The sequence below is a fragment of the Nostoc sp. CCY 9925 genome (assembly GCF_963920935.1).
Taxonomy (GTDB): domain Bacteria; phylum Cyanobacteriota; class Cyanobacteriia; order Cyanobacteriales; family Nostocaceae; genus Nostoc.
The window spans coordinates 34794-61051 of the sequence record NZ_CAWUDO010000034.1; the positions used below are offsets into that span (position 1 = coordinate 34794).

Sequence of the window (26258 nt, forward strand, 5' to 3'; positions counted from 1 at the left end):
AATCTGCTGCAAATTGTTTTGCACCAAAGTAGACAACTGCTTTAATTTTGCGCCTTTGCGTCTTTGCATCAGCAATTAATCATCGAATTTTAAATTTTGGATTTTGAATTTAACAATTCAAAAATGATTGATTTCAGAGAAAGTATTCATGCATGAAATCAATCTAAAATCTAAAATCCAAAATCCGAAATTGAGTCACCAATGGAGCCACAAAAATGAGTGACCATAACTACACTCGACGAGATTTTATCAAAGGAATAGGAGCAACCACAGCCGGAATCGCCTTATCTTCCTGTGCAATTTCAGGAGATAGATCCGCGCAAGGATTAACAGAAGAAGCCTTAGCTGTGCAACCAGTAGTTAAATCTGACGATTTAGAAAAACCCGATCTTACCATTGGATACGTTCCCGTTAATGATTGTGCACCATTTGCGATCGCCTGGAAAAAAGGCTTATTCCGCAAATATGGTTTAAACGTCACACTCAACCGCGAAGCCAGTTGGGCAAACTCCCGCGACGGCTTAATCTTTGGTCGCTTGGATGCTTCACCCGTAGTATCCGGCGCCGTTACCAACGCCAGAATTGGTGCCGAAGGCGCACGACACGCCCCCCTGTGTGCTGCGATGACCATCCACCGCCACGGTAACGCCATGACCATGAACAAAGCCATGTGGGATTTTGGGCTGCGTCCGTGGTACGAGTACCAAGAAAAATATGGCGATGGCGCCCTAGAAGCCTTTGGCAAAGATTTTCGAGGCTACTTCGATAGTCAGCCACCAGAAAATAAAGTTTGGGCAGTTGTGCTGAGTTCCTCCATTTACGAATACTTTATCCGTTACATATCCGCCGCCGCCGGTGTCGATCCTTTCAAAGAATTTCGCGTCATCATTGTTTCGCCGCCTCAGATGGTGACAAACGTGCGAATTGGCGCCATGCAAGCTTATATGGTTGCAGAACCTTGGAACACCAGAGCAATTACAGGAAACGAAAACATCGGCTTTACCTTTGCCCAAGGCAAAGAAGTTTGGCAGGGACATCCAGACAGACTTTTGGGAGTGATGGAATCTTTCATCGAAAAATATCCTAAAACCTATCGTTCTCTGGTCAAAGCCATGATTGAAGCTTGCCAGTATTGCAGCAAAGTGGAAAATCGCCAAGAAGTTGCCGAACTGCTGACAGACCGTTCCTTTACAGGGGCAAGACCCAAAAATAAAAATGCTCCAATTGCCAAGTATACCGGTCCGGCAATTGTCGGTAACTACAACTATGGCGGCTTTGATGGCAAAGACCGCACCATTCAAGCCGCTGACACCACAATTTTCTACGATATTCCAGACAACCTTGCCAAACAGCCAGGAGAACACTCGACATTTTTATGGAGATCTAGAAGTATTTGGTTGATGACTCAAGCCGCAAGGTGGGGACAAATTAAAGCATTTCCTAAAGATGCCGAGAAACTAGCCGAAAGAGGTTGGAGAACGGATTTATATCGAGAGATAGCAACTGAAATGGGCATTGAGTGTCCTAAGGATGATTACAAAGTTGAACCACCAGAAGTATTTATAGATAAGAAAGGCTTTGATCCCAGCGATCCAGTGGGCTATCTGAATAGTTTTGCTATCAGGGCTAATGCTCCCACTAGTTTTTTCATGTCTTAAATACCAAATTCAAATATTGGCCGTGACTAAATTATTGTTGGAGCATTTGATGATGGAATATACCTCATTGCCTATTGATACTCAGAACCAAGTTATCTCCCGTCCTGGATTTTTGGAAATTGAAAATTTAGTTAAGTCTTATCCGACACCAGATAAAGAGAATTTTGTTGTGTTAGATGGAGTTAATCTAACGATTGGTGAAAATGAATATATTTCTGTAATTGGTCACTCTGGTTGTGGAAAATCAACCCTACTGAAGATTATCGGTGGTTTTGAAAAAGCAACTTCTGGCTCAGTACTCTTAGATGGAAAAGAAATTCGTAAGCCAGGAGCAGACAGGATGATGGTGTTTCAGAATTACGCATTGTTACCTTGGTTAACAGTGCGAGAAAATATCCGTTTAGCTGTGGATGAAGTGTTAAAAAATGCTAATCGATCTGAAAAAATTAGCATTGTAAACGAACACTTGTCAATGGTAAACTTAACGGCGGCGGCTGATAAGTATCCTGATGAACTTTCTGGAGGTATGAAACAACGAGTAGGTATTGCCAGAGCTTTAGCAATTCGCCCCAAAATGTTACTAATGGATGAACCTTTTGGAGCGCTAGATGCACTCACTCGTGGGAAATTGCAGCGGCAAGTATTGGATATTTGGGAAAATCATCGCCAAGCAGTGATGATGATTACCCACGATGTAGACGAAGCAATTTACATGTCCGATCGCATCGTATTAATGACCAACGGCCCAGCTGCTAATATCGGTGAGATCTTAGAAGTTCCTTTTGAGCATCCACGCGATCGCGCTGCCATGCGAAACTCAAAAGAATATTTTGAACTCCGCAACCACGCCCTAAATTTCCTAGATCGATATTTCACGCAACACGAGTAAAGTAGATTATCATTTTTTTAGCGGGTAGCCTAATTCAAATTCACCAAACCTGGATTTGAAGCGGAGGAACCATATTGTGGGGCTAATCTCATACATAAGAAGTGAGGAGTTAAGAGTCAGGAGTTATTAATTATTAATATTAACTCAGTACTCAGGACTCCCAAGAGAGAGACACCTTCCAGTCTTAGCCCGTCAGCTAACTCCGTAGGCAATGGAAGGAACCCCCAACACTTTGGCTGTAATACAGTTGTTATTGGGGTTTCCTCTACCGATTTTAAATTTTAGGTTTTCGATTTTAGATTGGGTTTTTGCAGAACAATCCAAAATCCAAAATCCAAAATCCAAAATCCAAAATTGGTCGCCCAGCTTCTCATTGCTTGTTCGTTTAATTTGGAGAAGTAAAACTGTGAAAATTAAGCCAATGTTAGCACGTCTGCAAAGTGCCATAGGTCGAAATGACTTAATTGAACAAATGGTATTATTGCCAGAACCCAAAAATCCATTTTCTCAACAATCTCCCGCAGCAAATTCAGTTAACTTAATTGTTGCCTATGATGCTTCTCCTAACAGTCATACGGCATTGGATCTTGCCTTTTGGATTGCCCACCAAACACGTTTGGCCACCAATACAGAAGTTACAGTCCAAGCTGTTTATGTATTAGAAGACAATGAAAGCAGCCACTATCCAAACATCTTGAATTTTCCCATACAACAGCCTTCATTAGAATGTCAGGTTAGTGAAATATCAAAATCTGCCACAGTTGTCTTAACTCAACCCAAATTGCAGACAGTCATGACTCCCTTGCAAGAAGCGGATAGAATTCTTTGGCAAGCACGGAGTTTGGCGGAAGAATGGCAAGGTTCTTTCAAATCTCATTTGCGGTTTGGTTCTATTTCCACAGAGCTGAAAAAAGTTGTGGAATTAGAAGCTGCCGATATCCTATTTGTTGGCTGTAAATCTGTTAATCACCCCATGATTGAGGCACTAGATTCTGATTTTCCCTGCGCCGTTTTGGGTATTCCTACCTGTATTGATGAATAACTGCTATTCAGAATTTCAATAATTATATCAAATTCTCATCTTAGATAAGTCACCTACATTTAGGTGGCTTTTTTCGCTACTATCCAATCAATTAAACTTCGGAGTTAGAGTGTGGAAAACTGGCAAGCCATCCTCAGTGTGATTACATTTATCGGCGTCATCATTTTAGTGATGACCGAATGGGTACATCTCACCATTGCCGCGTTATTGGGAGCATTGTTATTAGTTTTTACCAACGTCATGACCTTAGAACAAGCTGTTGGTTACATCGGCAATAGTCATGGAACGCTCGGTTTATTCTTTGGAGTTATGGTGCTAGTACGAGCTTTTGAGCCTACCAAAATATTTGAATATTTAGCTACTCAAATAGTCATCCTTGCTAAAGGACAAGGCAAGCGTCTATTACTCGGTATTGTGGCTATTGTCACACCAATTTGTGCCGTTTTGCCTAATGCCACAACAGTTATGTTGTTAGCACCTTTAATTCCACCAATGGCGCAAGAAGTTGGCATAAATTTCGTACCATTATTGATTTTAATGGTATTTGTTGCTAATAGTGCCGGACTGCTAACTTTAGTTGGCGACCCCGCTACATTTATTGTTGGTGATGCAGTGAATATTAGTTTTACTGACTATTTATTGAAATTGAGTTTAGGAGGAGTAATTGCTGTTGTCACAGTAATTGTGACACTACCATTTTTATTCCGTAAAATATGGAATACACAACTAGATAATCTCGAAGAACTGCCACATCCTCAAATTAATCATCCGCGAGCTTTAAGTGTGGGTGCAGTTATTGTCTTTTTTGTGCTGCTGTTTTTTGTAATTGGAGAATCTCTAACAGTTCCCATCTCTCCTGCTGCTGTGGCTTTATTAGGAGCGGCTTTAGCTTTACTGTTATCTCACCACAGCAAAATTGATTCAGTTAATAATATTTTACGGGATGTAGATTGGAGTACATTAATATTTTTTATGAGTATTTTTGTGTTAATAGGAGGGCTGGAAAAAACAGGTGTAATCAATGGTTTATCAGGAATTTTTGCAGCTATTTTAGGAAAAAATATTATTCTTGCTTCGTTAGTTTTGTTATTTTTTGTGGGGCTATTATCTAGCGTAGTGCCTAATATTCCTTTAGTAGTGGGAATGGTGCCCTTACTCAAACAGTATATTGTCACTGTTGGTTTAGCACCCGCAGAAGTTCTAGCACAAGATTTTCAAGGACAGTTTCCCCCAGAAGTATTACCACTGTTTTATGCCATGATGTTCGGTGCAACTTTGGGAGGTAATGGCACACTAGTGGGAGCATCATCTAATATCGTAGCTGCTGGTATTTCTGAGCAGTATGGACGGCGAATATCGTTTAAAACTTTTTTGCAATATGGTATTCCAGTGATGTTATTGCAACTAATAACTTCGGCTTTTTATGTGTTAGTTCGCTTTTTGCTCTAGCAGAATTTAAAATTCATAATTCATAGAGACGTTGCAATGCAACGTCTCTACCAACCATTTTATGCATAAATGAGGGGTAAGACCCCTCATTCACCAACTGCTAAGAAGTCGGGATTTTCGTTTAGTGATCGCTAATATCTGATGATATGCAATACGTCACGCACAAAACTATAGCCGGCTAAATCCCAAAGTAAATAGAAAACAAAGCCAATCATTGCCAAGCGACCATTCCAAATTTCTGCTTGGGGAGTCCAGCCAAACAAAAACGCATTGCGGTCTACACCGTTATATTCTGGTGCAACTGCTGGTAAATCAGTAGATGGACGAGTTTCTTTAGTTGCCATTTTTTCCTCCAAAGTTTACTATTTTTTAGGATTTTAACCTTTAGTAGCCAACTATCCGTAGGATGTCACGCAGGACGCTAAAACCGGCTAAATCCCAAAGTAGATAAGCAACAAAACCAATCATTGCAAAACGACCATTCCAGATTTCCGCTTGGGGAGTCCAGCCAAACAAAAATTCATTGCGATCGCGGCCGTTGTAAGCTGTAGCAACTGGTGGTAAATCAGTAGATGGACGAGTTTCACGAGTTTCCATTGTTTTTTCCTCTTAAATTCAACTGTTTTTTAAGTCTTTTATGTGCAATCTTGGATGCACATTCTTTGGGTAAGACTGTCATTAGCCATTTGTTAATTGCAACAAACAAAGTACAACTGACAATTGCGTTTTATCCGGTTCCAATTATTGGCGAATTTCTACAATAGTTAGTTGCCATTTTTTTGCTCTCAATTCTTTATTTGTTAACTTTAATGTATCTATTTAAATTTAAATTGCTTTCTGCCTGTGGACACAAACTACAAGCACTTCTTCTGGACGATGGTTAATAATTTCTTTTTGGAGACAAATCAACCTTGAGAGGGTGATAAAAATAGGTACTTCAATAAATGCTTTGGATTTGTGAGCAAACTATAATTTAATTAAAAATAAACGCGATAAAAGCAATTAAAAATTTAAAAAATAACGTTATATATATTAGTAGCAAGTACCAATTTGATTAATATTTGCACCAAGAGATAATAAAATTTATATCTTCCGCTGTATAGGCTTTTCAATCTTTGGAGAGATGCTTTAAACACCTAAATTCCACGATTCTGATCTAAAGAGTTAGGTATTGCCATAGGTACACAGATAAATACTAAGAGTTATTTCTTTTGGAAATTCTTAATCCGCCCAAAAATTAAACACTAAGACAAGGAAATACAATGTTTCAAAGTACGGAAATCATGCTGGGACTCTATAAGCCACTATTATGGGTGGCACAGGTTCCAGTAGATCCCTCAGTGATCACGCCTTCGGGGCCGCGTTTTTTTGTGGCTTTAATCTCCGGCGTGATTTTAGCCTTTGCTTTTCAATTAGTCCTGACTAATCTCTCCGTTGCAGCCGGTATTTCCTACCTGGGGCGTCCATCCGACTCAGATTCAAGTGGTGGCGAAGTCGGAAGTGTGGGCGGCACCATTCGCAAAGTTGGTACAGCAGTAGGAATCTGGACATTAGTCACTGTAACTATCGCTTTATTAATTGCCTGTTTCCTGGCTGTGAAGCTGAGCCTTGTGATTTTAGACCCAAGGTTAGGAGCAATTCTCGGTTTGGTGATTTGGGGTGCTTACTTTTTGCTGCTGGTTTGGGTAAGTTCCACCACCGTAGGTTCGTTAATTGGTTCGGTTGTAAATACGGCAACCTCCGGTTTTCAGGCGATTATGGGAACAGCGACTGCTGCACTAGGGGCAAAAGCTGTTAATAACCAAGTTGTAGCTACAGCTGAAGCCGCGGCAGCTGCTGTGCGTCGGGAACTAGGAAGCGCCATCGACCCAGTAAGCATCCGGGAAAACATAGAAGATTACTTAGAAAAGCTGCGTCCGCCAGAACTAGATTTATCGAGGATTCGCAGTGATTTTGAAAATTTACTCAACGATCCGCAAATAAAAGCGATCGCGGGGACTCCAGACCTCCGCAATATTGATCGCCAAAAGTTTATCGATTTAGTCAGCAGTCGTACCGACCTTTCCAAAAGAGATGTTAGTCGCATTGCTGATACTTTGTATAAAGTTTGGCAACAGGTAGTCAGTCAGCAAGCACCCACCCAAGACCGTTTAGGTGAATTAATCGACTATCTCAAATCACTGCCACCCGGACAAACCAAGACAGATGAGCTCAATACCAAGCTGGATCGGTTAGTGGCAGAAATGCGTGGTTCCAAGGAATCTGAGCAAAAAGCCGCACCTGGCCCAATTCAAAGCACACTGCAACAAGGACTCTCTGCTTTAACTGGCATAGTCTTGGGACGGACTGATTTATCTGATTTGGACGTGGAAAAAATCTTGGGTAGTCTGACCACTGCCAAAGACAAAGTTACCAAACAAGCAGATAAGCTAGGTTTGCCCACACCATCCCAACCCTATAGCCCAATTCGGGCTGATGTGGAAAATTACCTGTTCAATACCTATGCTTGGCAACTCAGCCCAGAAAGAATTGGTCAGGAATTTGCCGATGTCATCTACGACCAAGCAGCCGATCCTGGGACAATTCGCAGGGAACTAGAAGGACTATCCCGCAACGATTTTGTCAATATTTTGCAACAGCGGGGACTACTTACCCAAACCCAAATTCAGCGCATTGCAGACAGACTAGAAACTGTCCGCAAAGAAGTGTTGCTCACAGTCACAGCCCAAGAAGAAAGAGAAATCGTACAAGACTTGCAACGCCGAGTTGAAAGTTATCTGCTGGTTACTCCGAAAGCAGATTTGACACCCGAAGGCATTGAACGGGATTTCAAATCACTGTTGCAAGACCCAGAAGCAGATTATGAAACTCTGGTGTTGCGGCTGGCGCAGGTTGAACGTACCGAAATGCGGCAGATATTACTAGAACGTAGTGATATCCAACTGTATGAAGTAGACAGCATTTTGGACGAGTTGGAAAAACAACGCGATCGCGCTTTAATTGAATCCAAAAGTCTGGCAGAACAAGCACAATATCAAGCAGAAACTCTGTGGTTGAATGTCGAATCATATCTGCGTAACACTGGCAAAGCAGAACTGAATCCTGATGCCATCCGCGCCGACCTTAAAAGGCTACTGGAAGATCCCCAAGCTGGAATTTCTGCCATTCGGGCGCGATTGTCTCGCTTTGACCGCGATACTTTGGTACAGTTGTTGAGCCAGCGGGAAGATTTGACCCAAGACCAAGTTAATCAAATCATCAATACTGTTGAAGAGTCGTGGCATGGTATCCGCCATGCACCCCAAGCTTTAGCACATAAAGCTAAAGAGCAATACGAATCGGTGACCACCACCATCGCAGATTACCTCCGGAATACTGGCAAACAAGAACTCAATCCAGAAGGTATTCAACGGGATTTGAATAGATTATTTGAAAATCCCCAAGATGGAGCCATAGCACTACGCCGTCGGTTGTCCCAAGTAGACCGGGATACATTGGTGAAACTGCTCAGTCAACGTCAAGACTTGAGCGAGCAGCAAGTCAATGAAATCATTGATTCTGTACAAACCTCAATTCGCAACATTGTACGTGCGCCTCGTCGTTTAGCTACCAGAACACAGCAAAGAGTAGATACATTCAAAGCTTATCTGGAAGAATATCTGCGCCAAAGTGGTAAAGAAGAACTCAACCCAGAAGGTATCAAACGCGACCTACAACTCCTGTTGCACGATCCGCGAGTGGGGGTAGAAAATTTTAGCGATCGCCTAGCTCATTTTGATCGTTCTACCATTATCACCCTGCTGAAAATTCGTGAAGATATCACCGATGAAGAAGCAGCGCAGATTGCTGATAACATCGTTTCAGTTAGAGATCAATTTGTTGAACAAGTGCGGAGCATCCAACGAGGCATTCAAGATGCAATTGACGGAGTTTTTGCCCGCATCCGCAACTATCTTAACTCTCTGGATCGCCCAGAACTGAACTATGATAGTATCAAGCGCGATGTTCGCATCTTTTTTGAAGATCCCCAAGCTGGGTTTGAAGCTCTGCGCGATCGCCTGTCTTCCTTCGATCGTGATACCCTAGTGGCAATTATGAGTTCTCGTGAGGACATTTCCCAGGAGGATGCCAACCGGATCATCGACCAAATTGAACGGGCACGGAACACAGTATTACAACGTGCAGAACGCCTACAGCACGAAGCTCAACGCCGCCTCGAAGAAGTGAAACATCAAGCACAACGGCAAGCAGAAGAAACCCGGAAAGCCGCAGCTACAGCAGCTTGGTGGTTGTTTGCCACAGCAGTCGTCTCCGCTATTTTCTCCGCATTGGGAGGAGCGATCGCTGTAGTTCTTCTCTAAGTTTATAAGTTGTCTCCGCTAAATTTTCAGCCTCCCGATGGGGAGGCTTTTCTATTTCTATGTCATTAGTTTTTAGCGCTGCAATCTCAGCAATTAGATAGTTGTTTGAGATTTGTTGAATGTTTTAATTTTATGAAAGAACTTGCAACAAAATCTCGGCTTATTAGTAACAGACCATCCGGTAAAAGTTAATAATCTTTAGCTAAGTAGGAATTGAAAATAATGGAAAACACAGGAAATACAGAAAATACATTATTTGATAAAATCTTCCGTGACAGTAATGGCAAAATTGTTTTAGCTCAGCCGCCAAACCCACCACTTATTCTCTGGGCAGTAGCTAGTTTACTATCTCTAATTTTGACAACTGGCAAAATCAATACAGTATTAGATGTACTGGCAGATGGCTCCTTGTTCACTTGGGCGTGGCTGGAATTATTTGATGGCGTTAATTATTTTCGCAGAGCGCTAGGTCTTGCCGTATTCATTGTTATTATTGCATCAAAAATTCTGTAGTTAATACCAATTCACGAAAATTCTGATACAAATGATTAGTCTTTAAATTCTTCCCCCTTGGTCCCTACGCCCTGCTGCCTATTTGTATCGATTTTAAAGTGAAATGATATAAGCAGCTGCACATTTAAATTGCATAATTAATTAGGGCGGGCAAGATGACCACCCTACAAGATTTTTATCAAATTTAGATATGCTGACGAACAGTTTATAATCGAGTCAATAATAAAGAACAGTAATCAAAAGAGGTGTTTGCAAACACCTCTTTTTTATTCATTGGGAAACAGCATAATCCAGTAAATATGCAACTCAAATGGATAGTAGCTTATTGCACGCCATTTTTCTTGAACCACGCCAAAAGGCGCTGCCAACCATCCTTAGCTTCTGTTTCGCGGTAAGAGGGACGATAATCGGCAAAAAATGCGTGGGGTGCATCAGGGTAGACAATGATTTCAGATTTACTGCTGCTGGACTTGAGGCGATCGCGCATTTGCTCTACTGTATCTATAGGGATACCTGTATCCTGACCACCATAAAGTCCGAGAACCGGGACTGTCAGTTTTGATGCGATATCAACGGGATACTTGGGCTGAAGTTGAGTAGCATCACCGACGAGTCGCCCGTACCATGCTACACCTGCCTTCACCTTGGGATTGTGCGCTGCGTATAGCCAGGTGATGCGGCCACCCCAACAAAAGCCTGTAACTGCTAATTTATTTGCATTACCCTTAGCTGATTTCACAGCCCAGTTTAGCGTGGCGTCAAGGTCAGATAAAACTTGGGCATCTGGTACTTTGGCAATAATTGGGCGAATTTCGTCGATACTGCTTAATTTTGAAACATCGCCTTGACGGACAAACAATTCCGGAGCGATCGCCAAATACCCCAACTTGGCAAAGCGGCGAGTGATATCCTGAATATGCTCGTGTACGCCAAAGATTTCCGGGAGTACCAGAACAATGGGGAAATTCTCCCCACTGGCGGGTACTGCTCTATAGGCAGGAATTTCGCCATCTTTAACGGGAATTTTCACTGCACCAGCGACCAACCCCTTGGTATCAGTGGTGATGACTCCGGCAGAAATCGGTTGCACTGCCAAAGCAAAACCCGTCGCCAAGGTGGCTGTGGCGATAAATTTGCGGCGAGTTATTTCTTTCATCATCTCTACCTTGAATTGGCGAAAACTCTGTTGTTTGTTATCCGTACAGTACTATAAAATAAATACTAGGCTTTCGCAATCAGCATACGGGAATATTGACTATATATGTGCAACAACCGAGGCGATCGCAGTTGTAAATAACTGGCTTGTGGTGAGTAACATAGCGATATTCATTGTCAATATCGCTATATTTAAGCAAATGCTTATGCGATCGCTAGCAATGCTTAAACAAAACTTATGAATGATTCGACATTAGCAATAAATCTTGTTTGACAGTAATCAAGTGTAGTATAAAAAAATACGTAAAAAAGCAATTATAGTAATTTCAATTACTACAAAAGGGGGAAAAAGCACAGCTTTATCCTGACCCTTCTTCCCTGTTGAGTGTGATTATTATTTTTGATGATAGGTTAAGTTCTTTTCTGGAAAATTCTTATACAGGACTACTATATTGATTGCATGAAAAAATTCTCTACCTGTACAGACAAGGGTTAATTGCGTCCCTACTCTTTGCCTATCGCGCTTTCGCTGTACTTGGCGCACCATGCAAATAATTTTCAAAATTAAAGCTAATTACTACATTTTTGCAAGTAGCAAATATTAAAAATCTATTGTATAAACTAATGATAGTAACTAGCAGGATAGATGAATAAGAGTAAAATTTAAATATTCTTAACACAAAGTTTAACAGGTATCTGGAAAATAGTAATTGCTGAATGAGTTAAGACGGTGCAATATTGAGAACTATTTCAGTGATATGTAGTAATCCTATTTGATTTTTGCAAAGCCAAATATAACTTGAAAAGACTTCTTGACTATTGCCTCTTGCCTTCAGACGGTGAGCAAAGCCGAACCGTTGCCTCTTGCCTGTTGACCCAAATAAGTTCAAAAATTTAAGCGGACTGCTATAAAATATCGCCAAGTCACAGGAAATCAAATACATTAACAGTTCATCTGTTATTTTTAGGAATTAGCTTGCCAGCACTTAAGTTTATATAGAGCGAAAAATACATGGGACAAGGATTTTTACAAATCGGCTTAACGCTGTGTATCGTTGTAGCAATTACTCCGGTATTTGGCAGATACATGGCGCGTGTTTTCTTGGGAGAAAGAACACTGCTGGATTTTTTAATCAACCCGATAGAGCGAAGTATATACGTACTAGCGGGTGTTCGCAGAAAAGATGATATGACGGGCTGGCAATATATCCGGGCTGTAATATACACTAATATGATGATGGGAATTTCGGTGTATTTACTGCTATTTTTTCAGAAATTCTTACCTTGGAATCCTAATGCCTTAGGTAGGCCTAATTGGGATGTATTGCTGCACACAACTATTTCCTTTTTAACGAATACCGACCAGCAACACTATGCTGGCGAGACAACGTTGAGTTATTTTAGTCAGGTAGCCGCTTTAGGCTTTTTGATGTTCACCTCCGCAGCCACCGGCTTAGCGGTGGGAATTGCTTTTATTCGGGGGTTGACGGGTAGACGACTAGGTAACTTTTACGTAGATCTCACCCGTGCCATCACACGAATATTACTGCCAATATCAATTATTGCTGCGATCGCCTTGGTTTTAGTAGGTGTACCACAAACATTAGCCAACACTATGGATGTGACCACCTTGGAAGGAGGAACCCAGTATATTGCCAGAGGTCCAGTAGCATCCTTTGAGGCGATCAAAATGTTGGGCGAGAATGGCGGTGGCTTTTTTGGTGCTAATTCTGCCCATCCCTTTGAAAATCCCAATGGCGCTTCTAATTTAATCGAAATGATCGCCATGATTTCCATACCAGCAGCCTTGATTTACACTTATGGCGTGTTTGCCAACAACATCAAACAAGCGTGGCTGCTTTTCTGGATGGTGTTTGCGGTTTTTGTAGTACTGGTTGGAGTCACAGCCGTGGCAGAACTGCAAGGTAATCCCCTGGTAAATAGAACCATTGGATTAGAACAGCCGAGTTTAGAGGGTAAAGAAGTCCGATTTGGTTGGGCCCAAACGGCATTGTGGGCAGTTATGACCACCGCCACCATGTGTGGTGCCGTGAACGGGATGCATGATTCCTTAATGCCACAAGGAATATTTTCGACTCTCTTCAACTTATTTATCCAAATTATCTGGGGCGGTCAAGGAACTGGAACAGCTTACTTATTTATTTACTTAATTCTCACCGTTTTTCTGACTGGGTTAATGGTGGGACGCACCCCAGAATTTTTAGGACGCAAAATTGAAAAACGGGAAATCGTCCTTGCCAGCGTAGTCCTGTTAATTCACCCAATTGTAGTTTTAATTCCCAGCGCGATCGCCTTAGCTTATCCCATTTCCCTATCTGGAATTAGCAATCCTGGCTATCACGGTATTTCCCAAGTAGTTTATGAATTTGCCTCAGCCGGGGCAAATAATGGTTCTGGCTTAGAAGGATTGAAAGATAACAGCCTCTGGTGGAACTTAAGTACTTTAGTTAGCTTAATAGGAGGACGCTACATTCCGATGTTTGCCATCCTACTGTTAGCTGATGGGATGTCTCGCAAACAGCCAGTCCCCGAAACTCCCGGCACCCTGAGAACTGATTCTTTGGTATTTATTGGGATCACCGCTGGAGTAACCCTCGTTTTGGGAGTATTGACTTTCTTTCCGGTTCTAGCTTTAGGCCCCATAGCCGAAGGTTTGCAACTAGCCTCTGGCAGCTAGAAAAGTTATGAGTTATGAGTTATGAGTTATGAATTAGTAACTCTTTATTTTTAACTTCTAACTCTTGTACAGACGCAATTAATCGCGTCTCTACTCCTAACTCTTCTTGTACAGACGCAATTAATCGCGTCTCTACTCCTAACTCTTCTTGTACAGACGCGATTAATCACGTCTCTACTCCTAATTCTTGTACAGACGCGATTAATCACGTCTCTACTCCTAACTCTTCTTGTACAGACGCGATTAATCGTGTCTCTACTCCTAATTCTTGTACAGACGCGATTAATCGCGTCTCCTAACTCTTAACTTCTAACTCCTAACTTTATGAATAAAGCGGCAACTACCTCCAAAGCTAGACGCCCAAATTCTCGTCCTGGCGATCGCCGTCAAGCACGTAAAAAGGCCAGGGTAAATACTAAGGGGCTGTACTTAAGGGCAGTTCGAGATGCTTTTATCAAGCTCAACCCTAAGTATGCAATCAAAAATCCGGTGATGTTTTTGGTTTGGGTCGGGACGATCGTTACTATATTGCTAACGATCGATCCCAACTTATTTGGCCCAACCAACCAAAAGAACCCGCAACTGTTTAACGGCTTGTTATCAGGGATTTTATTCTTTACAGTTTGGTTTGCTAATTTTGCTGAAGCCGTAGCTGAAGGGCGGGGAAAAGCTCAAGCTGATGCCCTGCGGTCTACAAAATCAGAGACGATCGCTAAAAAACTCGCTGCCGATGGCGCAGTTAGTGAAGTTTCATCCACTAGCCTCAAACAAGGCGATCATATTTACGTAGTTGCTGGCGATATTATACCCGCGGATGGTGAAGTCATCATGGGTGTTGCCTCGGTGGACGAATCGGCAATTACTGGGGAATCCGCACCAGTATTAAAAGAATCAGGTTCCGATGTTGCCAGTTCCGTCACCGGTGGGACACGCATTATCTCAGATGAATTGATTATCCGCATCACATCCGACCCAGGTAAAGGTTTTATTGATCGGATGATTGCCTTGGTGGAAGGCGCCGAACGCAGCAAAACACCCAATGAAATTGCTTTGACGGTGTTGTTAGCAGTTCTCAGCTTAGTATTTTTGTTTGTTGTGGCGACTTTGCCTGCACTTGCCTACTATGTCAATAGTCCAGTTAGCGTCCCAATTTTGATTGCCTTATTAGTGGCATTGATCCCCACCACCATCGGCGGATTACTGAGTACCATCGGCATTGCCGGTATGGATCGAGTCGCTCAATTTAACGTCATTGCCACCTCAGGACGAGCCGTAGAAGCCTGTGGTGATATCAACACTCTAGTTCTTGATAAGACAGGTACAATTACCCTTGGCAACCGTTTGGCAGAAGAATTTATCCCGATCAACGATCATACTATGGCAGAAATTGCCAGTGTTGCTTGGGCAGCTAGTGTATTTGATGATACTCCAGAAGGCAAATCGATTGTGCGGTTGGCAGAAAGATTAGGGGCAAGATTTGATTTTGACTCCAGTCAGGCTGAAGGAGTCGATTTTTCCGCAAAAACACGTATGAGTGGTACAAACTTACCTGGTGGACACGAAGCCAGGAAGGGAGCAGTAGGAGCTATTAAAGGATTTGTTCGTTCGCGCAACGGACGCGATACTCCAGAACTAGATGCAGCCTACGAACGAGTTTCTCACCTGGGAGGTACACCCCTAGCAGTCAGTCTAGATAACGAAATCTACGGAGTTATTTATCTTAAAGATATTGTAAAACCTGGTATCCGCGATCGCTTTGTTGCACTGCGACGTATGGGAGTGCGTACCGTCATGCTAACAGGGGATAACCGAATTACAGCTTCCGTCATTGCCAGAGAAGCTGGGGTGGATGACTTCATCGCCGAAGCCACACCAGAAGATAAAATCAGCGTCATTCAACAAGAACAAGCAGCAGGTAAACTAGTCGCCATGACAGGGGATGGAACTAACGATGCTCCCGCATTAGCCCAAGCTAACGTCGGCGTCGCTATGAATACAGGAACCCAAGCCGCTAAAGAAGCCGCCAACATGGTAGATTTGGACTCCGATCCCACAAAATTAATCGACATTGTGAGCATTGGCAAACAATTGCTGATTACTCGCGGCGCATTGACTACATTTTCCATCGCTAATGATATTGCTAAATACTTTGCGATTATTCCAGTAATCTTTGTCGCTGCTAACCTGCAAAGCCTGAATATTATGAATTTGACCAGCCCTAATTCTGCTGTATTATCAGCACTGATTTATAACGCTTTGATTATTCCAGCATTAATTCCCTTAGCATTGAAGGGCGTGCGTTTTAGACCCTTAACAGCTAACCAGCTATTGCAACGTAACATCTTAATTTATGGTTTAGGTGGGGTAATTGCGCCGTTTATCGCCATTAAATTTATAGATATGCTGATTACGGCTGTAGGCTTAGCTTAACAACACCAAAAGTAGAGATGCTGCCAAACAAGTGCTTCTTACCTTGGTAAGATAATGGACATTTTTGCCAGTTTGATTTTTACTTTTAGCTGTTGAGGGCATAAACAAAAGGAATATGAATAAATATAGTTGTTATTCAACAATAGACCTCTTGCAAGAAGCAGGGAAAAGGTTAAAGGGCAAAGGTAAAAGGAAAATTAAATCCCTTTCCTTCTTCCCCCTTCCCCTTCTTGATAAACAACATTTACTACTCGCTATTTTTAGCCTGCTGTGGTTGAATGTGGTAGTTCTCCCAATTATTGATGCTGTTGACAGCATCCTATTTGGCAAAAGAATTAAAAATTAAAAATTAAAAATTAATTTATAGGAGCAAGTAGAAAATTTATTATGGCAATTATTCGAGAAACAATCAGAGCAATTTTCATAACTCTAATGCTTTGGTTGTTGACTGCAATCATCTATCCTCTCGTAATCCTTGTAGTGGGTCAAGTTTTCTTGCCCTACCAAGCTAATGGGAGCATCATGCGGAATTTAAATAATGAACCAATTGGCTCAGCTTTGATTGGTCAAACTTTTACATCTGAGCGATATTTCCATTCTCGCCCCAGTACTGTTAGATATAGCCAAGGAAAAAAAGCCAGGCCAACTGGCATATCTGGAGCCAGCAATCTTGCTGCTAGCAATCCAGAGTTACTCAATCGGATTATAGAGCAGTCAAATCAATTGCGAGAGGAAAATCTGGAAGCGTTCGCTGATATTATTTACACCTCTGGTTCGGGTTTAGATCCCCATATTTCCTTCAAAGCAGCCCGCCAGCAATTAGAGCGAGTAGCTCGCGCCCGTGGACTCGAGCAAGACGAAATTTTGCGTCTAATTAATAAGTATACTGATGGCAGATTTTTATGGATTTTTGGCGAACCTGGTGTCAACGTCCTGCGATTAAATTATGCTCTTGACCTACAAGATGTTAATCGTCAGCAAAATCAGTAAATGGGGCATTCGGCATTGAGCATTGGCTATGGGTACTGCTCAGTTAGAAATTGAGAGTAAGATTTATCGTAAATAAAAGGGTTTAAGACCCCTACCTCTACAGGTAGCCCCAGTTTCAGTCGGGGTTTAAATCCCCCGGAGTTGCTCCTCTTGGGGAGACCCCAAGACCGCACTCCTCTTCGTCTGAAATTGTCTTTAATGCGTGAATTTTGAATTTTGAATTGTTAATTTCCCCCTGCCTCCCCTGCCTCCCTCATCCCCACTCCCTGCAATAATAGGTACTAAAACTGAGATGTCAGATAATACTGGTTTGTCTGGGAATGCGCCTTTAAATTCTGTAAGTTACTCGCTTTATCCGCCACGGCGAGGTAAGCATAAAATCTTTATTGGTATGGCTCCTGGGGTAGGCAAAACCTACCGGATGTTGGAAGAGGGACACGCACTCAAACAAGAAGGAATTGATGTCGTTGTTGGGCTTTTGGAAACCCACGGACGTAAGGAAACAGCAGACAAGGGAGAAGGACTAGAGATTGTACCTCGCAAGAAATATCCTCGCGGTGAGTTGATGCTAACCGACATGGATACAGATGCTATTGTAAAGCGATCGCCCCAATTAGTCTTAATCGATGAACTTGCCCATACTAATGTCCCTGGTTCCCCACGCGAAAAACGCTACGAAGATGTAGAAGTAGTCTTGACGGCAGGTATCGATGTTTACTCGACAATGAATGTCCAACATCTGGAAAGTCTCAATGACTTAGTAGCCAGAATTACCGGAGTTGTAGTCCGCGAACGTGTTCCTGATAGGATTCTGGATGAAGCGGATGAAGTAGTGTTAGTCGATGTGACCCCGGAAACACTACAAGAACGATTATTAGAAGGCAAGATTTACGCACCGCAAAAAATCCAACAATCCCTCGATAACTTTTTCCAACGTCGTAATTTAATTGCTTTGCGCGAGTTGGCTTTACGAGAAGTCGCAGACAACGTAGAAGAAAACGCCATCGCCACTACCCCAAATGGACAATTTTGTAACATTCACGAACGAGTATTAGTATGTGTATCTACTTATCCTAACTCTGTGCAACTGTTACGCCGTGGTGCGAGAATTGCGAACTATATGAATGCACCCCTGTATACTTTGTTTGTTGCCGATCCAGAACGCTTCCTTACTAAAGAGGAAAGTTTACACATCCACACTTGTGAAAAATTGTGTAAAGAATTTGAAGGGACTTTTATTCGAGTAACTAATAGTAACGTAGCTAATGCGATCGCCGAAACAGCAGAGAAATATCGGATTACTCAAATTGTAATTGGAGAAAGTCAGCGATCGCGCTGGCAAATACTCCTGAAAGGCTCTTTAACGCAAAAATTGGTGCGCTTGCTCAAAAATATTGATTTACATATCATTGCTAGCGAAAAAATGGTTTCACCTAAATAGCCCTTTTCTTCTTAAAAGGCAATGGGTAAATCCCATAATTAAAATTAACCTGAATTCGGTGGCTCATATATTGTCTGCCCAATTTACTCCATCAAAAAACTTCTTAAAGGTTTTACTAGACAAAACCGTCCCTCTCCGACTCGGAGAGGGATAGGCTTGAACTAAACTTCAAGGCAGGGAGAGGTTAGTCGAACTCACGTTAATTCAAGCAATCTTTTAGCGCATAAATCACCTGGTCTTGCTGTTGTTGTGTCAGTTCTGGGAACATAGGCAAAGATATAACTTCATGACAGGCTTGCTCTGCCACTGGTAAGTCACCAATTTGATAGCCCAAATTTTGATAAACTGGCTGCAAGTGTAAAGGGTAAGGGTAGTAAATCATTGAACTGACGCCTTGGTCTTGCAATTGAGTACGTACCCAATCTCGATATTTGGCGCTGGCGCCATTTCGTTTTTCGCCTGATATGCGAATAGTATATTGGTTCCATACCCCAAAACCGCCTGGTAATTCTTGGGGTGGAACGATGGCGGGAATTTGACTCAGGAATTGATAGTAATAATTGGCAATTTCTCGCCGCCGTTCATTCCAAATATCCAAATAACGCAATTTAATTTGCAAAATAGCCGCTTGTAGAGCATCCAAGCGGCTATTTACACCTATTTCCTCGTGCAAATATCGAATTTTACTTCCATGATCTCGTAGGATTCTCAGTTTTGCGGCGATCGCTGGATCTTTAGTCGTTATTGCTCCGCCATCACCGCAACCACCAAGATTTTTGGTAGGGTAGAAACTAAAGCAACCAATATGTCCAATGCTTCCGACTTTTTGATCGCCCCACATTGCGCCTGTAGATTGAGCGCAATCTTCAATTACTGACAAATTGTGAGTCAGAGCGATCGCCATCAATGATGTCATATCCACTGGTTGCCCAAATAGGTGAACCGGGATAATCGCTTTGGTTTTTGGTGTAATCGCCGCTGCTACTTGCTCTACATCTAAATTAAATGTAGTAGCATCAATATCAACGAAAACAGGTTTTGCACCCACGGCGCTAATCACTTCAGAAGTAGCGATAAAAGTGAAAGGCGTTGTGATCACCTCATCGCCTGCACCAATTCCCAAGACTCGTAGAGCTAAATAGAGGGCATCAGTACCAGAATTACAAGCTACACATTGACTAACACCATGATAGGCGGCAAACTGTTGCTCGAAGCCTTCGACTAAAGGGCCACCGATATAACGGCCAGAAGCCAGAACTTCTAAGACGGCTGCACTTACTTCTGCTTCGATGCTAGTGTATTGTTGCTTGATGTCAAAAGCAGGGACGGGATTTACGCTTTGGATCATGAGTTTTTATTTTATCGGAAGATACAAAGGATGCACTTCGAGAGTCAATTTTTGCTGATTGAATTGTTAATCAAAGAGCTGTTCAAAGACTATCGCCCAAATTAGGCATCTATTAGGGTTTTTGCTTAAATTGTGGTGTAGTCAACTACTGCACGTTTAATTACAGATAGTAGTGTTACTAAGTGATTACCATGTTAAAGTTGTACCATTTTGAATTTTGAATTGATGAAGGTGATGTATATCAACCAAGAGCCAACACATCGACCCAAAGTTCCATGTGTAGGTGCTGCTGTGAGAAAAAAATACCAGGAGATAGAAAACCCATGCAGGATCTAATCGAGCTAGATTTTGTGGATTTAGGTATTGCTTTAGGATTAATGGCGATCGCCATTGGCGTATCTATCTGGGAAAAATTAGGACTAGAGTTGAACTTAGCCCTTGCTACTGGAAGAACCATCTTACAACTACTTGTATTGGGATACATTCTAGATTTCATCTTTGCTTTGGACAATGCTTGGGCGGTTTTGGCAATATTAGCAATTATGCTGACGATTACGGCGATTGTCGCACGAAATCGCATCAGCCAAAAGATACCTTATGTATTACCTTTGGTCTGGGGTGCAATTTTCATCAGTACTGTTCTAACAGTGCTTTACACCAACTTCTTGATTCTGCAACCAAACAGATGGTATCAAGCACAGTACGTGATTCCCTTAGCAGGAATAGTCATAGGTAATGCCATGAACGCAGCGGCGATCGCCGGGGAACGCCTTGTCAGCACTATTAATTCCAGCCATCTCGAAATAGAAACCCACTTGAGCTTAGGCGCAACTCCAGAGCAAGCAGTTAGCCAGTATCGCAAAGACGCCATCAGAGTTGCATTGATTCCAACTCTCAATCAAATGATACTTATAGGTATGGTGGCAATACCAGGAATTACCACAGGTCAGTTACTAGCTGGTGTGAAGCCTTTGGATGCAGTATCCTACGAAATTTTAATTACATTCATGGTTGCTTTTGCTAATTTACTGACCACAGTTTTGCTGACTAAGGGATTGTGTCGTCAGTTTTTTAATTTTGCCGCGCAGTTAATCAGGTGAAGCAGTAATCTATAGCAGGGAACAGGCAATAGGCAAAGAAAGTATTTTAGCCTTCAGATTTTACGATCGCGTTATGTCCTAAACTATACTTCAACTGCTACACATCCAAAAGTCAAAAAGAATTACATTGTATAGGAATCCGGTTTGATTTCTGAAAAAAATCCGTACACTTCTAATCCCTTTCTTTCTTCACTATTGCCTATTGCCTATTGCCTGTTCCCTGCTTGTACGAGTAATTTCAAAAATCAAATACTAGTTCTATATTATCTCTATGTATTGAAGTTAGAAGTAAAAATAAAAACTCCTAACTCTTAACTTATCACTCATAACTTTTTTACCCTCCCAAAGTCCGCGTATAAATTACCTGACCTTGAGAATCATAGAGAAAAAGAGACAAATTGGCATTGTCACTAATTACAGCTAGGGCTTCCTGTAAGATTTGTAAGTGAGTAGTAAAGTCAACACCATTATCCGAGTTTTCAGAATCAGGATTAGCCGAACTATTTTGCCTTAATTGGTCATACTCACGGGTTAACCGGACAATAATTCCAGCATTGTCCATACTAAAGGTGCAAATCCGAATTCCATTAATACAGGTTTTATCTAAGTCAGCGCGGGTTTGTTGCAAACCACTAACAACTTGTACTTTTTCTTGTGCTTGTTTGAAGGCTGTTGAGTAGGGTTCAATCAAGGACTGAGCCTGAGTGTAATACAAACTATCTTGGGAAACTTTTTTAGCAGTTTCCAAAGCCTGCTCCCAGTATGTCGCTGCTGCTTGCCATTGATTTTGTTGTTGATAGACCTTGGCTTGGTTGGCGGTGCTAACAGCTTGTTGGTAAGTTCTAGCAGCTAATTGCTCTTTAGTAGCGCGATCGCGTGCTGTTACTAACTTGGGTTTATAGTCTAGCAACAAATTTTGGGCTTCTTGATATGCAGGGCTAGTCTGGGGAATTACCCTCAAGGCATTAATGACTACCTGCCAGTTAGATTGTACCTTTTGCCAGTCCTTCAAGGATTTAGCACTAGCTTGGCGACTTTCGGCTGTATTGGCTACATCTTTTGCTGCTGCTAGTTTTTTCAGCCATTTTTCTTCAGTTTGCATCTGCTGATTCACAGTGTGCAGACTAATACGATAACTAAATAATTTTGCTTGTATTAGTGGATAAAGTTCACTATTGGGAGTTATAGCCTCTAGTGGTGCGATCGCCTGTCGCCATAAATGTTGTCTACCTTGTATTTCTTCTAAACTACGTGCGGGAGTTTTAATTTTTTCTGCCGCCAAAGATGCCGTTTGTAAAGCCTTAACTACTTGGTTGATTTTTTCTGACCGTCCAGACAAACTTGCTTTGAGTTCTTCTGACATCTGGTAACGGGGTGACCAACTAGGAATTGCACTCAAGGCTGCGCTAGCCGCTGTCAGTCGCTGCTGTACTGCCATTAATTCTTTTTCCGACTTGGCGCGACGCATCAATTGGGGGGATTTTGTTTTTAATTGTTCGGCAACTTGTATTTCTTTACACTCAGACATCACACAAGGGCGAGTCAGTAAATAGCCAGCAATGCCTAAACCAACAATTCCCACCAAGGCTACACCTACGAAGATGGGTTTGACTTGGCGTGCTGGCTTAGAAGCCGGCAAATTCGGTGCATCTGCAAATGGGTCAAATACTTCCTCTTCTTCAGTTTCATCCAGCGATGGAAAATAGGTTAGAGCTGATGAGGAAGATGAAGAGGAAAACGAAGATATTACTTCCTCATCCCCCCCTGCTCCCCTTACTTCCCCAGATCCCCAGACCCCCACCTCCCCATCATTCGATTCCGCCCTCTGCTTGAGAGCGAGAAAACGTTTGGCATAAGGAAGTTGTTCGCCAAAAACTCTGAGGAAACATTGTACTCGTTGCTCTCTGTAGGGTGCTAAAGACTGAAGTGCGTCTTCAATGACTGCAAAGATCGCCTGAGCATCAACTATTACACCTGATGGGTGTTGGGTTAAAATCATTAGCTCGTCTTTATTGACGGCACACTTAACTTGAAAGACTCCAGCCAATGGGACTTCTACAAGCAATTGTTCCTGCAAAGTTTTGGCTAAAAGCTGTAAATCTTCCTGCTGAACTGCTACTTTCATAGAGCTTTCGTACTAAACTTCTATATTGTTTTGATTATCTTTAAGGAGGTCAAATGAACTGTTTGGGTTTTTTGAATAAAGATGCACAGTTTAACCAACCACAGGCTGAAAATCTAATCGAACAACTTTCTAACACAAATTCCAACTTTTAACCAAAAATTCAAATACTAGTGATTGTTCGCACGGCTACATTTTCAACTTAGTAGATACGAGATTAGATAATCTATCCACAGGTATATATTTTCCTGAAAAAATGGGAATACTAATGTTTTTGAGTATTTTCACTGCATGATTTTGTGGCAATTAAATTCACAACAGCTACTCTCGGACAAAATTATAGTTGCAGAGGAATTGTGACAAAATTATCCACAGGTTAAGGAAATGTTGCGTTGTTAGAGGTTTTTGACAGGAATGCTAGTTATCTTCTATGCTGGAAAATCTACTGAGGAGATTAATTAGGTCTTATGGCTAGAAGAATTAATTTGCCTCATTTGCTGAATTCGATAAAATTGATACATGAAAAATAAGTTTTTATAGCTGTCAATATGTAATCAAGGTGCTGCCAAATATTTAGACAGCAATAATCAAAAGCTTGGAAAGAGTCAATCAAGGTGTATCAATGGATTTATTAGAGTACCAAGTTAAAGAATGGTTTGGGAAGATAGGCATTCCTGTATTGCCTTCCCAACGAATTGACCATCCCACAGATTTGAAACGTTTAAAAATTGGTTTTCCAATTGTACTGAAATCTCAAGTGCATGGAGCAGAACGGGCAAAAGCAGGTGGAGTCAGATTTGCCGAAACAACAATCGATGCGATCGCAGCTGCCCAAAATATCTTTAGTTTACCCATATGGGGCGAGTTGCCGGAAGTCGTGCTGGCAGAATCCCAATACGACGCCAACCAAGAATTTTATCTGGCGGTGGTTTTAGACACTGCTGTTTGCCGGCCTGTACTTTTAGGTTGCAAAGAAGCAGACATCGATTGGGAATCCGCTGGCGAAAAAATGCACCATGTCGTCGTTGAACAAGAATTCTCGCCATTTTATGCGCGACGACTGGCTTTGAAAATGGGTTTGCAGGGAACGCTGATGCAATCGGTAAGCAGCGTTCTCCAGAAGATGTACCAGTTATTTGTGCAAAAAGACCTGGATTTAGTCGAAATCAATCCCTTGGCAGTCAATCCTAACGGCGAAGTTATGGCTCTTAATGGTAAAGTCAGGGTGAATGAACGAGCCATCAAGCGTCATCCAGATCTTGGGGAAATGGCAGCAAAAATCATCAGCCGTCATCCAAGTACTGAAATCAACGGTATTTTGGGCGATTGGGATGGTGTGCAAATGCACGGAAAAATCGGTATTTTAGGTAATGGTACTGGTTCAGTAATGGCAACTTTGGATTTAGTCGCTAATGCTGGCGGTAAACCAGGTGTTTGTTTGAATCTACGCCATGCTTTCCTTACTGATACTACACCAACTACATTTAGCGATCGCCTAGAAACAGGGTTGAAAATTTTGGCTGCTGACAAAAGCATCGAAGTTATACTAATAAACTTCCTGGGTAACATTCCTCAGGCTGAGGAAGTAGCCCAAATCATTGCCAAATTTGTACAGGAAGACAACAACGAACTCAAATTAAAAATAGTACGCTCTAATGGTAGTAAAATTCCACGAGATCTGAATATTCCCTCCTTAGTTGTTCGTCTTGCTGGTTCTGAGTTGAATGCGACTAAAAATTATTTAGCAACACTTAAAACTCAGAGCAGTGCCCTTATTGTGGTAGAAAATTTAGATGAGGCAGTGGAAGTAGCAGTTCGTCTTGCTAAACCAAGTACAAAGAAGAAATAGTCAGACAATTTTGAATTTTAAATTTTGAATTTTGAATTTTGAATTTTGAATTCCCCGAAGGGGTTAACTGGCTTGCCAAGCTTACGGTAAATTATTATGAACATAACGCCAGAGAGTAAAGTCTTAATTCAAGGCTTTTGTGAATTTATATCAGGCACTCATGTTGCTCAAATGAAAGCCTATGGCACGAATTTGGTAGCTGGTGTCAATCCTGGATGCGGCGGACAGGAACTGCACGAAATACCAGTATTTGACTTAGTAGAGGAAGTAGTAGAACAATTTGGCCCAATTGACACGACAATTATCTGTGTAGATCCTTACGATGTTTTGGATGCGGCATTAGAAGCGATCGCATCTCAGATTCGCCAAATTATTATTATCACCGCTGGAGTGCCACCTTTGGATATGGTGCAATTACTCCGCAAAGCCGAGGCCTGTGAAACCTTGGTAGTCGGGCCAAATAGTCCGGGGATCATTGTGCCAGGAAAAATTCTCTTAGGAACTCAACCAAGTGAATTTTATACACCAGGGCCAGTGGGGATTGTCAGTCGTAGCAGTACCCTTACTTACGAAGTCGCCTACGAATTAACAAAAGCTGGTTTGGGGCAGTCGATTAGTGTCAGCATCGGTAGTGATGCGATCGTTGGTTCTTCGTTTTTGCAATGGCTACAAATTCTCGACGAGGATGAGACTACAGAAGCGATCGTTTTAGTCGGTCAACCTGGTGGTGGTAGTGAAGAAGCAGCGGCGCGCTACATTGCTGAGGCCATTGATAAACCAGTAATTGCCTACATTGCAGGCAGACTTGCACCACCAGGGAAAAGTTGGCGCCAAACCGGCACTTTAGCAACAGTTATCGGACGCGACCCCAATTTTGGCACAGCCCAAAGTAAATTAGCTGCTTTCAAAGAAGTACAAGTTCCCGTAGCTGAACGCCCTTCTCAAATTCCACAATTGGTGAAAAAAGGGATTAATTAAACCAGATGCAATCTGCCAATAAAAACTCGTCGGCTACTCACAGTAATAATTGCTCATAGCTTCAATAAATTTGTACGAATAATTCCAACATTAGAATTTCGTAATTCGGTCTTTGCTAAATATTTATTTCCTAGGACATTGCTGAAAATATAAGTAATGGAGGAAAACCACAGACATAGCTGATTTCCGGCAAAATCAAAAAATCAAACTGCTTTTTGAGGCGAAAATCTCCTAG

The 26258-nt window shown here is 42.0% G+C and carries 19 protein-coding genes and 1 riboswitch; of the genes, 14 read left to right on the forward strand and 5 right to left on the reverse strand.

The window, feature by feature from the left end:
- Positions 1–215: 215 nt before the first annotated feature.
- The 4 genes from ACM0OY_RS18450 (at position 216) to ACM0OY_RS18465 (ending at position 5038) form a co-directional block, all read left to right on the forward strand.
- Positions 216–1658 carry an ABC transporter substrate-binding protein gene (locus ACM0OY_RS18450; protein ID WP_414570300.1) on the forward strand — a complete coding sequence of 481 codons (1443 nt, stop codon included), beginning with the start codon at positions 216–218 and terminating at the stop codon, positions 1656–1658.
- A gap of 52 nt (positions 1659–1710) precedes the next feature.
- A complete protein-coding gene (locus ACM0OY_RS18455) occupies positions 1711–2547 on the forward strand; it encodes an ABC transporter ATP-binding protein (RefSeq protein WP_414570325.1) in 837 nt (278 codons plus the stop codon).
- A 31-nt stretch (positions 2548–2578) separates the two neighbouring features.
- Positions 2579–2770, forward strand: a riboswitch (cyclic di-AMP (ydaO/yuaA leader).
- 198 nt (positions 2771–2968) lie between these two features.
- Complete coding sequence (locus ACM0OY_RS18460; RefSeq protein ID WP_414570326.1) at positions 2969–3589, forward strand: universal stress protein; 621 nt, start codon at positions 2969–2971, stop codon at positions 3587–3589.
- Between the two features lie 111 nt (positions 3590–3700).
- The gene (locus tag ACM0OY_RS18465; RefSeq protein ID WP_414570301.1) at positions 3701–5038 is read left to right on the forward strand and encodes an SLC13 family permease; all 1338 of its coding nucleotides are present in this window, start codon (positions 3701–3703) and stop codon (positions 5036–5038) included.
- 131 nt (positions 5039–5169) lie between these two features.
- On the opposite strand, the gene ACM0OY_RS18470 is transcribed toward ACM0OY_RS18465, so the two are convergent.
- Both ACM0OY_RS18470 and ACM0OY_RS18475 read right to left on the reverse strand, forming a co-directional pair.
- Positions 5170–5382, reverse strand: a complete 213-nt coding sequence (locus tag ACM0OY_RS18470) for a chlorophyll a/b-binding protein (RefSeq protein WP_414570302.1) — start codon at positions 5380–5382, stop codon at positions 5170–5172.
- Positions 5383–5422: 40 nt separating this feature from the next.
- Positions 5423–5635, reverse strand: coding sequence for a chlorophyll a/b-binding protein (locus tag ACM0OY_RS18475; RefSeq protein WP_414570303.1), 213 nt, complete (start codon positions 5633–5635; stop codon positions 5423–5425).
- Positions 5636–6300: 665 nt separating this feature from the next.
- On the opposite strand from ACM0OY_RS18475, the gene ACM0OY_RS18480 reads away from it, so the two are divergent.
- Together ACM0OY_RS18480 and ACM0OY_RS18485 are read left to right on the forward strand one after the other, a co-directional pair.
- Positions 6301–9399, forward strand: coding sequence for an MFS transporter (locus ACM0OY_RS18480; protein ID WP_414570304.1), 3099 nt, complete (start codon positions 6301–6303; stop codon positions 9397–9399).
- Positions 9400–9621: 222 nt separating this feature from the next.
- Positions 9622–9912 carry a hypothetical protein gene (locus ACM0OY_RS18485; protein WP_414570305.1) on the forward strand — a complete coding sequence of 97 codons (291 nt, stop codon included), beginning with the start codon at positions 9622–9624 and terminating at the stop codon, positions 9910–9912.
- A 322-nt stretch (positions 9913–10234) separates the two neighbouring features.
- On the opposite strand, the gene ACM0OY_RS18490 is transcribed toward ACM0OY_RS18485, so the two are convergent.
- On the reverse strand, positions 10235–11068 hold the full coding sequence (locus tag ACM0OY_RS18490; RefSeq protein WP_414570327.1) for a dienelactone hydrolase family protein: 834 nt from the start codon (positions 11066–11068) through the stop codon (positions 10235–10237).
- A 1011-nt stretch (positions 11069–12079) separates the two neighbouring features.
- On the opposite strand from ACM0OY_RS18490, the gene kdpA reads away from it, so the two are divergent.
- The 5 genes from kdpA (at position 12080) to ACM0OY_RS18515 (ending at position 18626) form a co-directional block, all read left to right on the forward strand.
- Positions 12080–13765 (forward strand): potassium-transporting ATPase subunit KdpA, encoded by a 1686-nt coding sequence (kdpA, locus tag ACM0OY_RS18495; RefSeq protein ID WP_414570306.1) that lies wholly within the window; start codon positions 12080–12082, stop codon positions 13763–13765.
- A 324-nt stretch (positions 13766–14089) separates the two neighbouring features.
- Positions 14090–16195 carry a potassium-transporting ATPase subunit KdpB gene (gene kdpB / locus ACM0OY_RS18500; RefSeq protein ID WP_414570307.1) on the forward strand — a complete coding sequence of 702 codons (2106 nt, stop codon included), beginning with the start codon at positions 14090–14092 and terminating at the stop codon, positions 16193–16195.
- Positions 16196–16310: 115 nt separating this feature from the next.
- On the forward strand, positions 16311–16541 hold the full coding sequence (locus tag ACM0OY_RS18505) for a hypothetical protein (protein ID WP_414570308.1): 231 nt from the start codon (positions 16311–16313) through the stop codon (positions 16539–16541).
- 41 nt (positions 16542–16582) lie between these two features.
- Complete coding sequence (gene kdpC, locus ACM0OY_RS18510) at positions 16583–17185, forward strand: K(+)-transporting ATPase subunit C (RefSeq protein ID WP_414570309.1); 603 nt, start codon at positions 16583–16585, stop codon at positions 17183–17185.
- 292 nt (positions 17186–17477) lie between these two features.
- Positions 17478–18626, forward strand: coding sequence for a universal stress protein (locus tag ACM0OY_RS18515; RefSeq protein ID WP_414570310.1), 1149 nt, complete (start codon positions 17478–17480; stop codon positions 18624–18626).
- Positions 18627–18825: 199 nt separating this feature from the next.
- Here ACM0OY_RS18515 and ACM0OY_RS18520 read toward each other — a convergent pair whose 3' ends face one another.
- On the reverse strand, positions 18826–19974 hold the full coding sequence (locus ACM0OY_RS18520; protein WP_414570311.1) for a DegT/DnrJ/EryC1/StrS family aminotransferase: 1149 nt from the start codon (positions 19972–19974) through the stop codon (positions 18826–18828).
- A gap of 323 nt (positions 19975–20297) precedes the next feature.
- On the opposite strand from ACM0OY_RS18520, the gene ACM0OY_RS18525 reads away from it, so the two are divergent.
- On the forward strand, positions 20298–21074 hold the full coding sequence (locus ACM0OY_RS18525; RefSeq protein ID WP_414570312.1) for an ABC transporter permease: 777 nt from the start codon (positions 20298–20300) through the stop codon (positions 21072–21074).
- A gap of 334 nt (positions 21075–21408) precedes the next feature.
- On the opposite strand, the gene ACM0OY_RS18530 is transcribed toward ACM0OY_RS18525, so the two are convergent.
- On the reverse strand, positions 21409–23199 hold the full coding sequence (locus tag ACM0OY_RS18530) for a hypothetical protein (RefSeq protein ID WP_414570313.1): 1791 nt from the start codon (positions 23197–23199) through the stop codon (positions 21409–21411).
- A 619-nt stretch (positions 23200–23818) separates the two neighbouring features.
- On the opposite strand from ACM0OY_RS18530, the gene ACM0OY_RS18535 reads away from it, so the two are divergent.
- Together ACM0OY_RS18535 and ACM0OY_RS18540 are read left to right on the forward strand one after the other, a co-directional pair.
- The gene (locus ACM0OY_RS18535; protein WP_414570314.1) at positions 23819–25045 is read left to right on the forward strand and encodes an ATP-grasp domain-containing protein; all 1227 of its coding nucleotides are present in this window, start codon (positions 23819–23821) and stop codon (positions 25043–25045) included.
- Between the two features lie 96 nt (positions 25046–25141).
- Positions 25142–26023 (forward strand): succinate--CoA ligase subunit alpha, encoded by an 882-nt coding sequence (locus ACM0OY_RS18540; RefSeq protein ID WP_414570315.1) that lies wholly within the window; start codon positions 25142–25144, stop codon positions 26021–26023.
- Positions 26024–26258 lie beyond the last annotated feature (235 nt).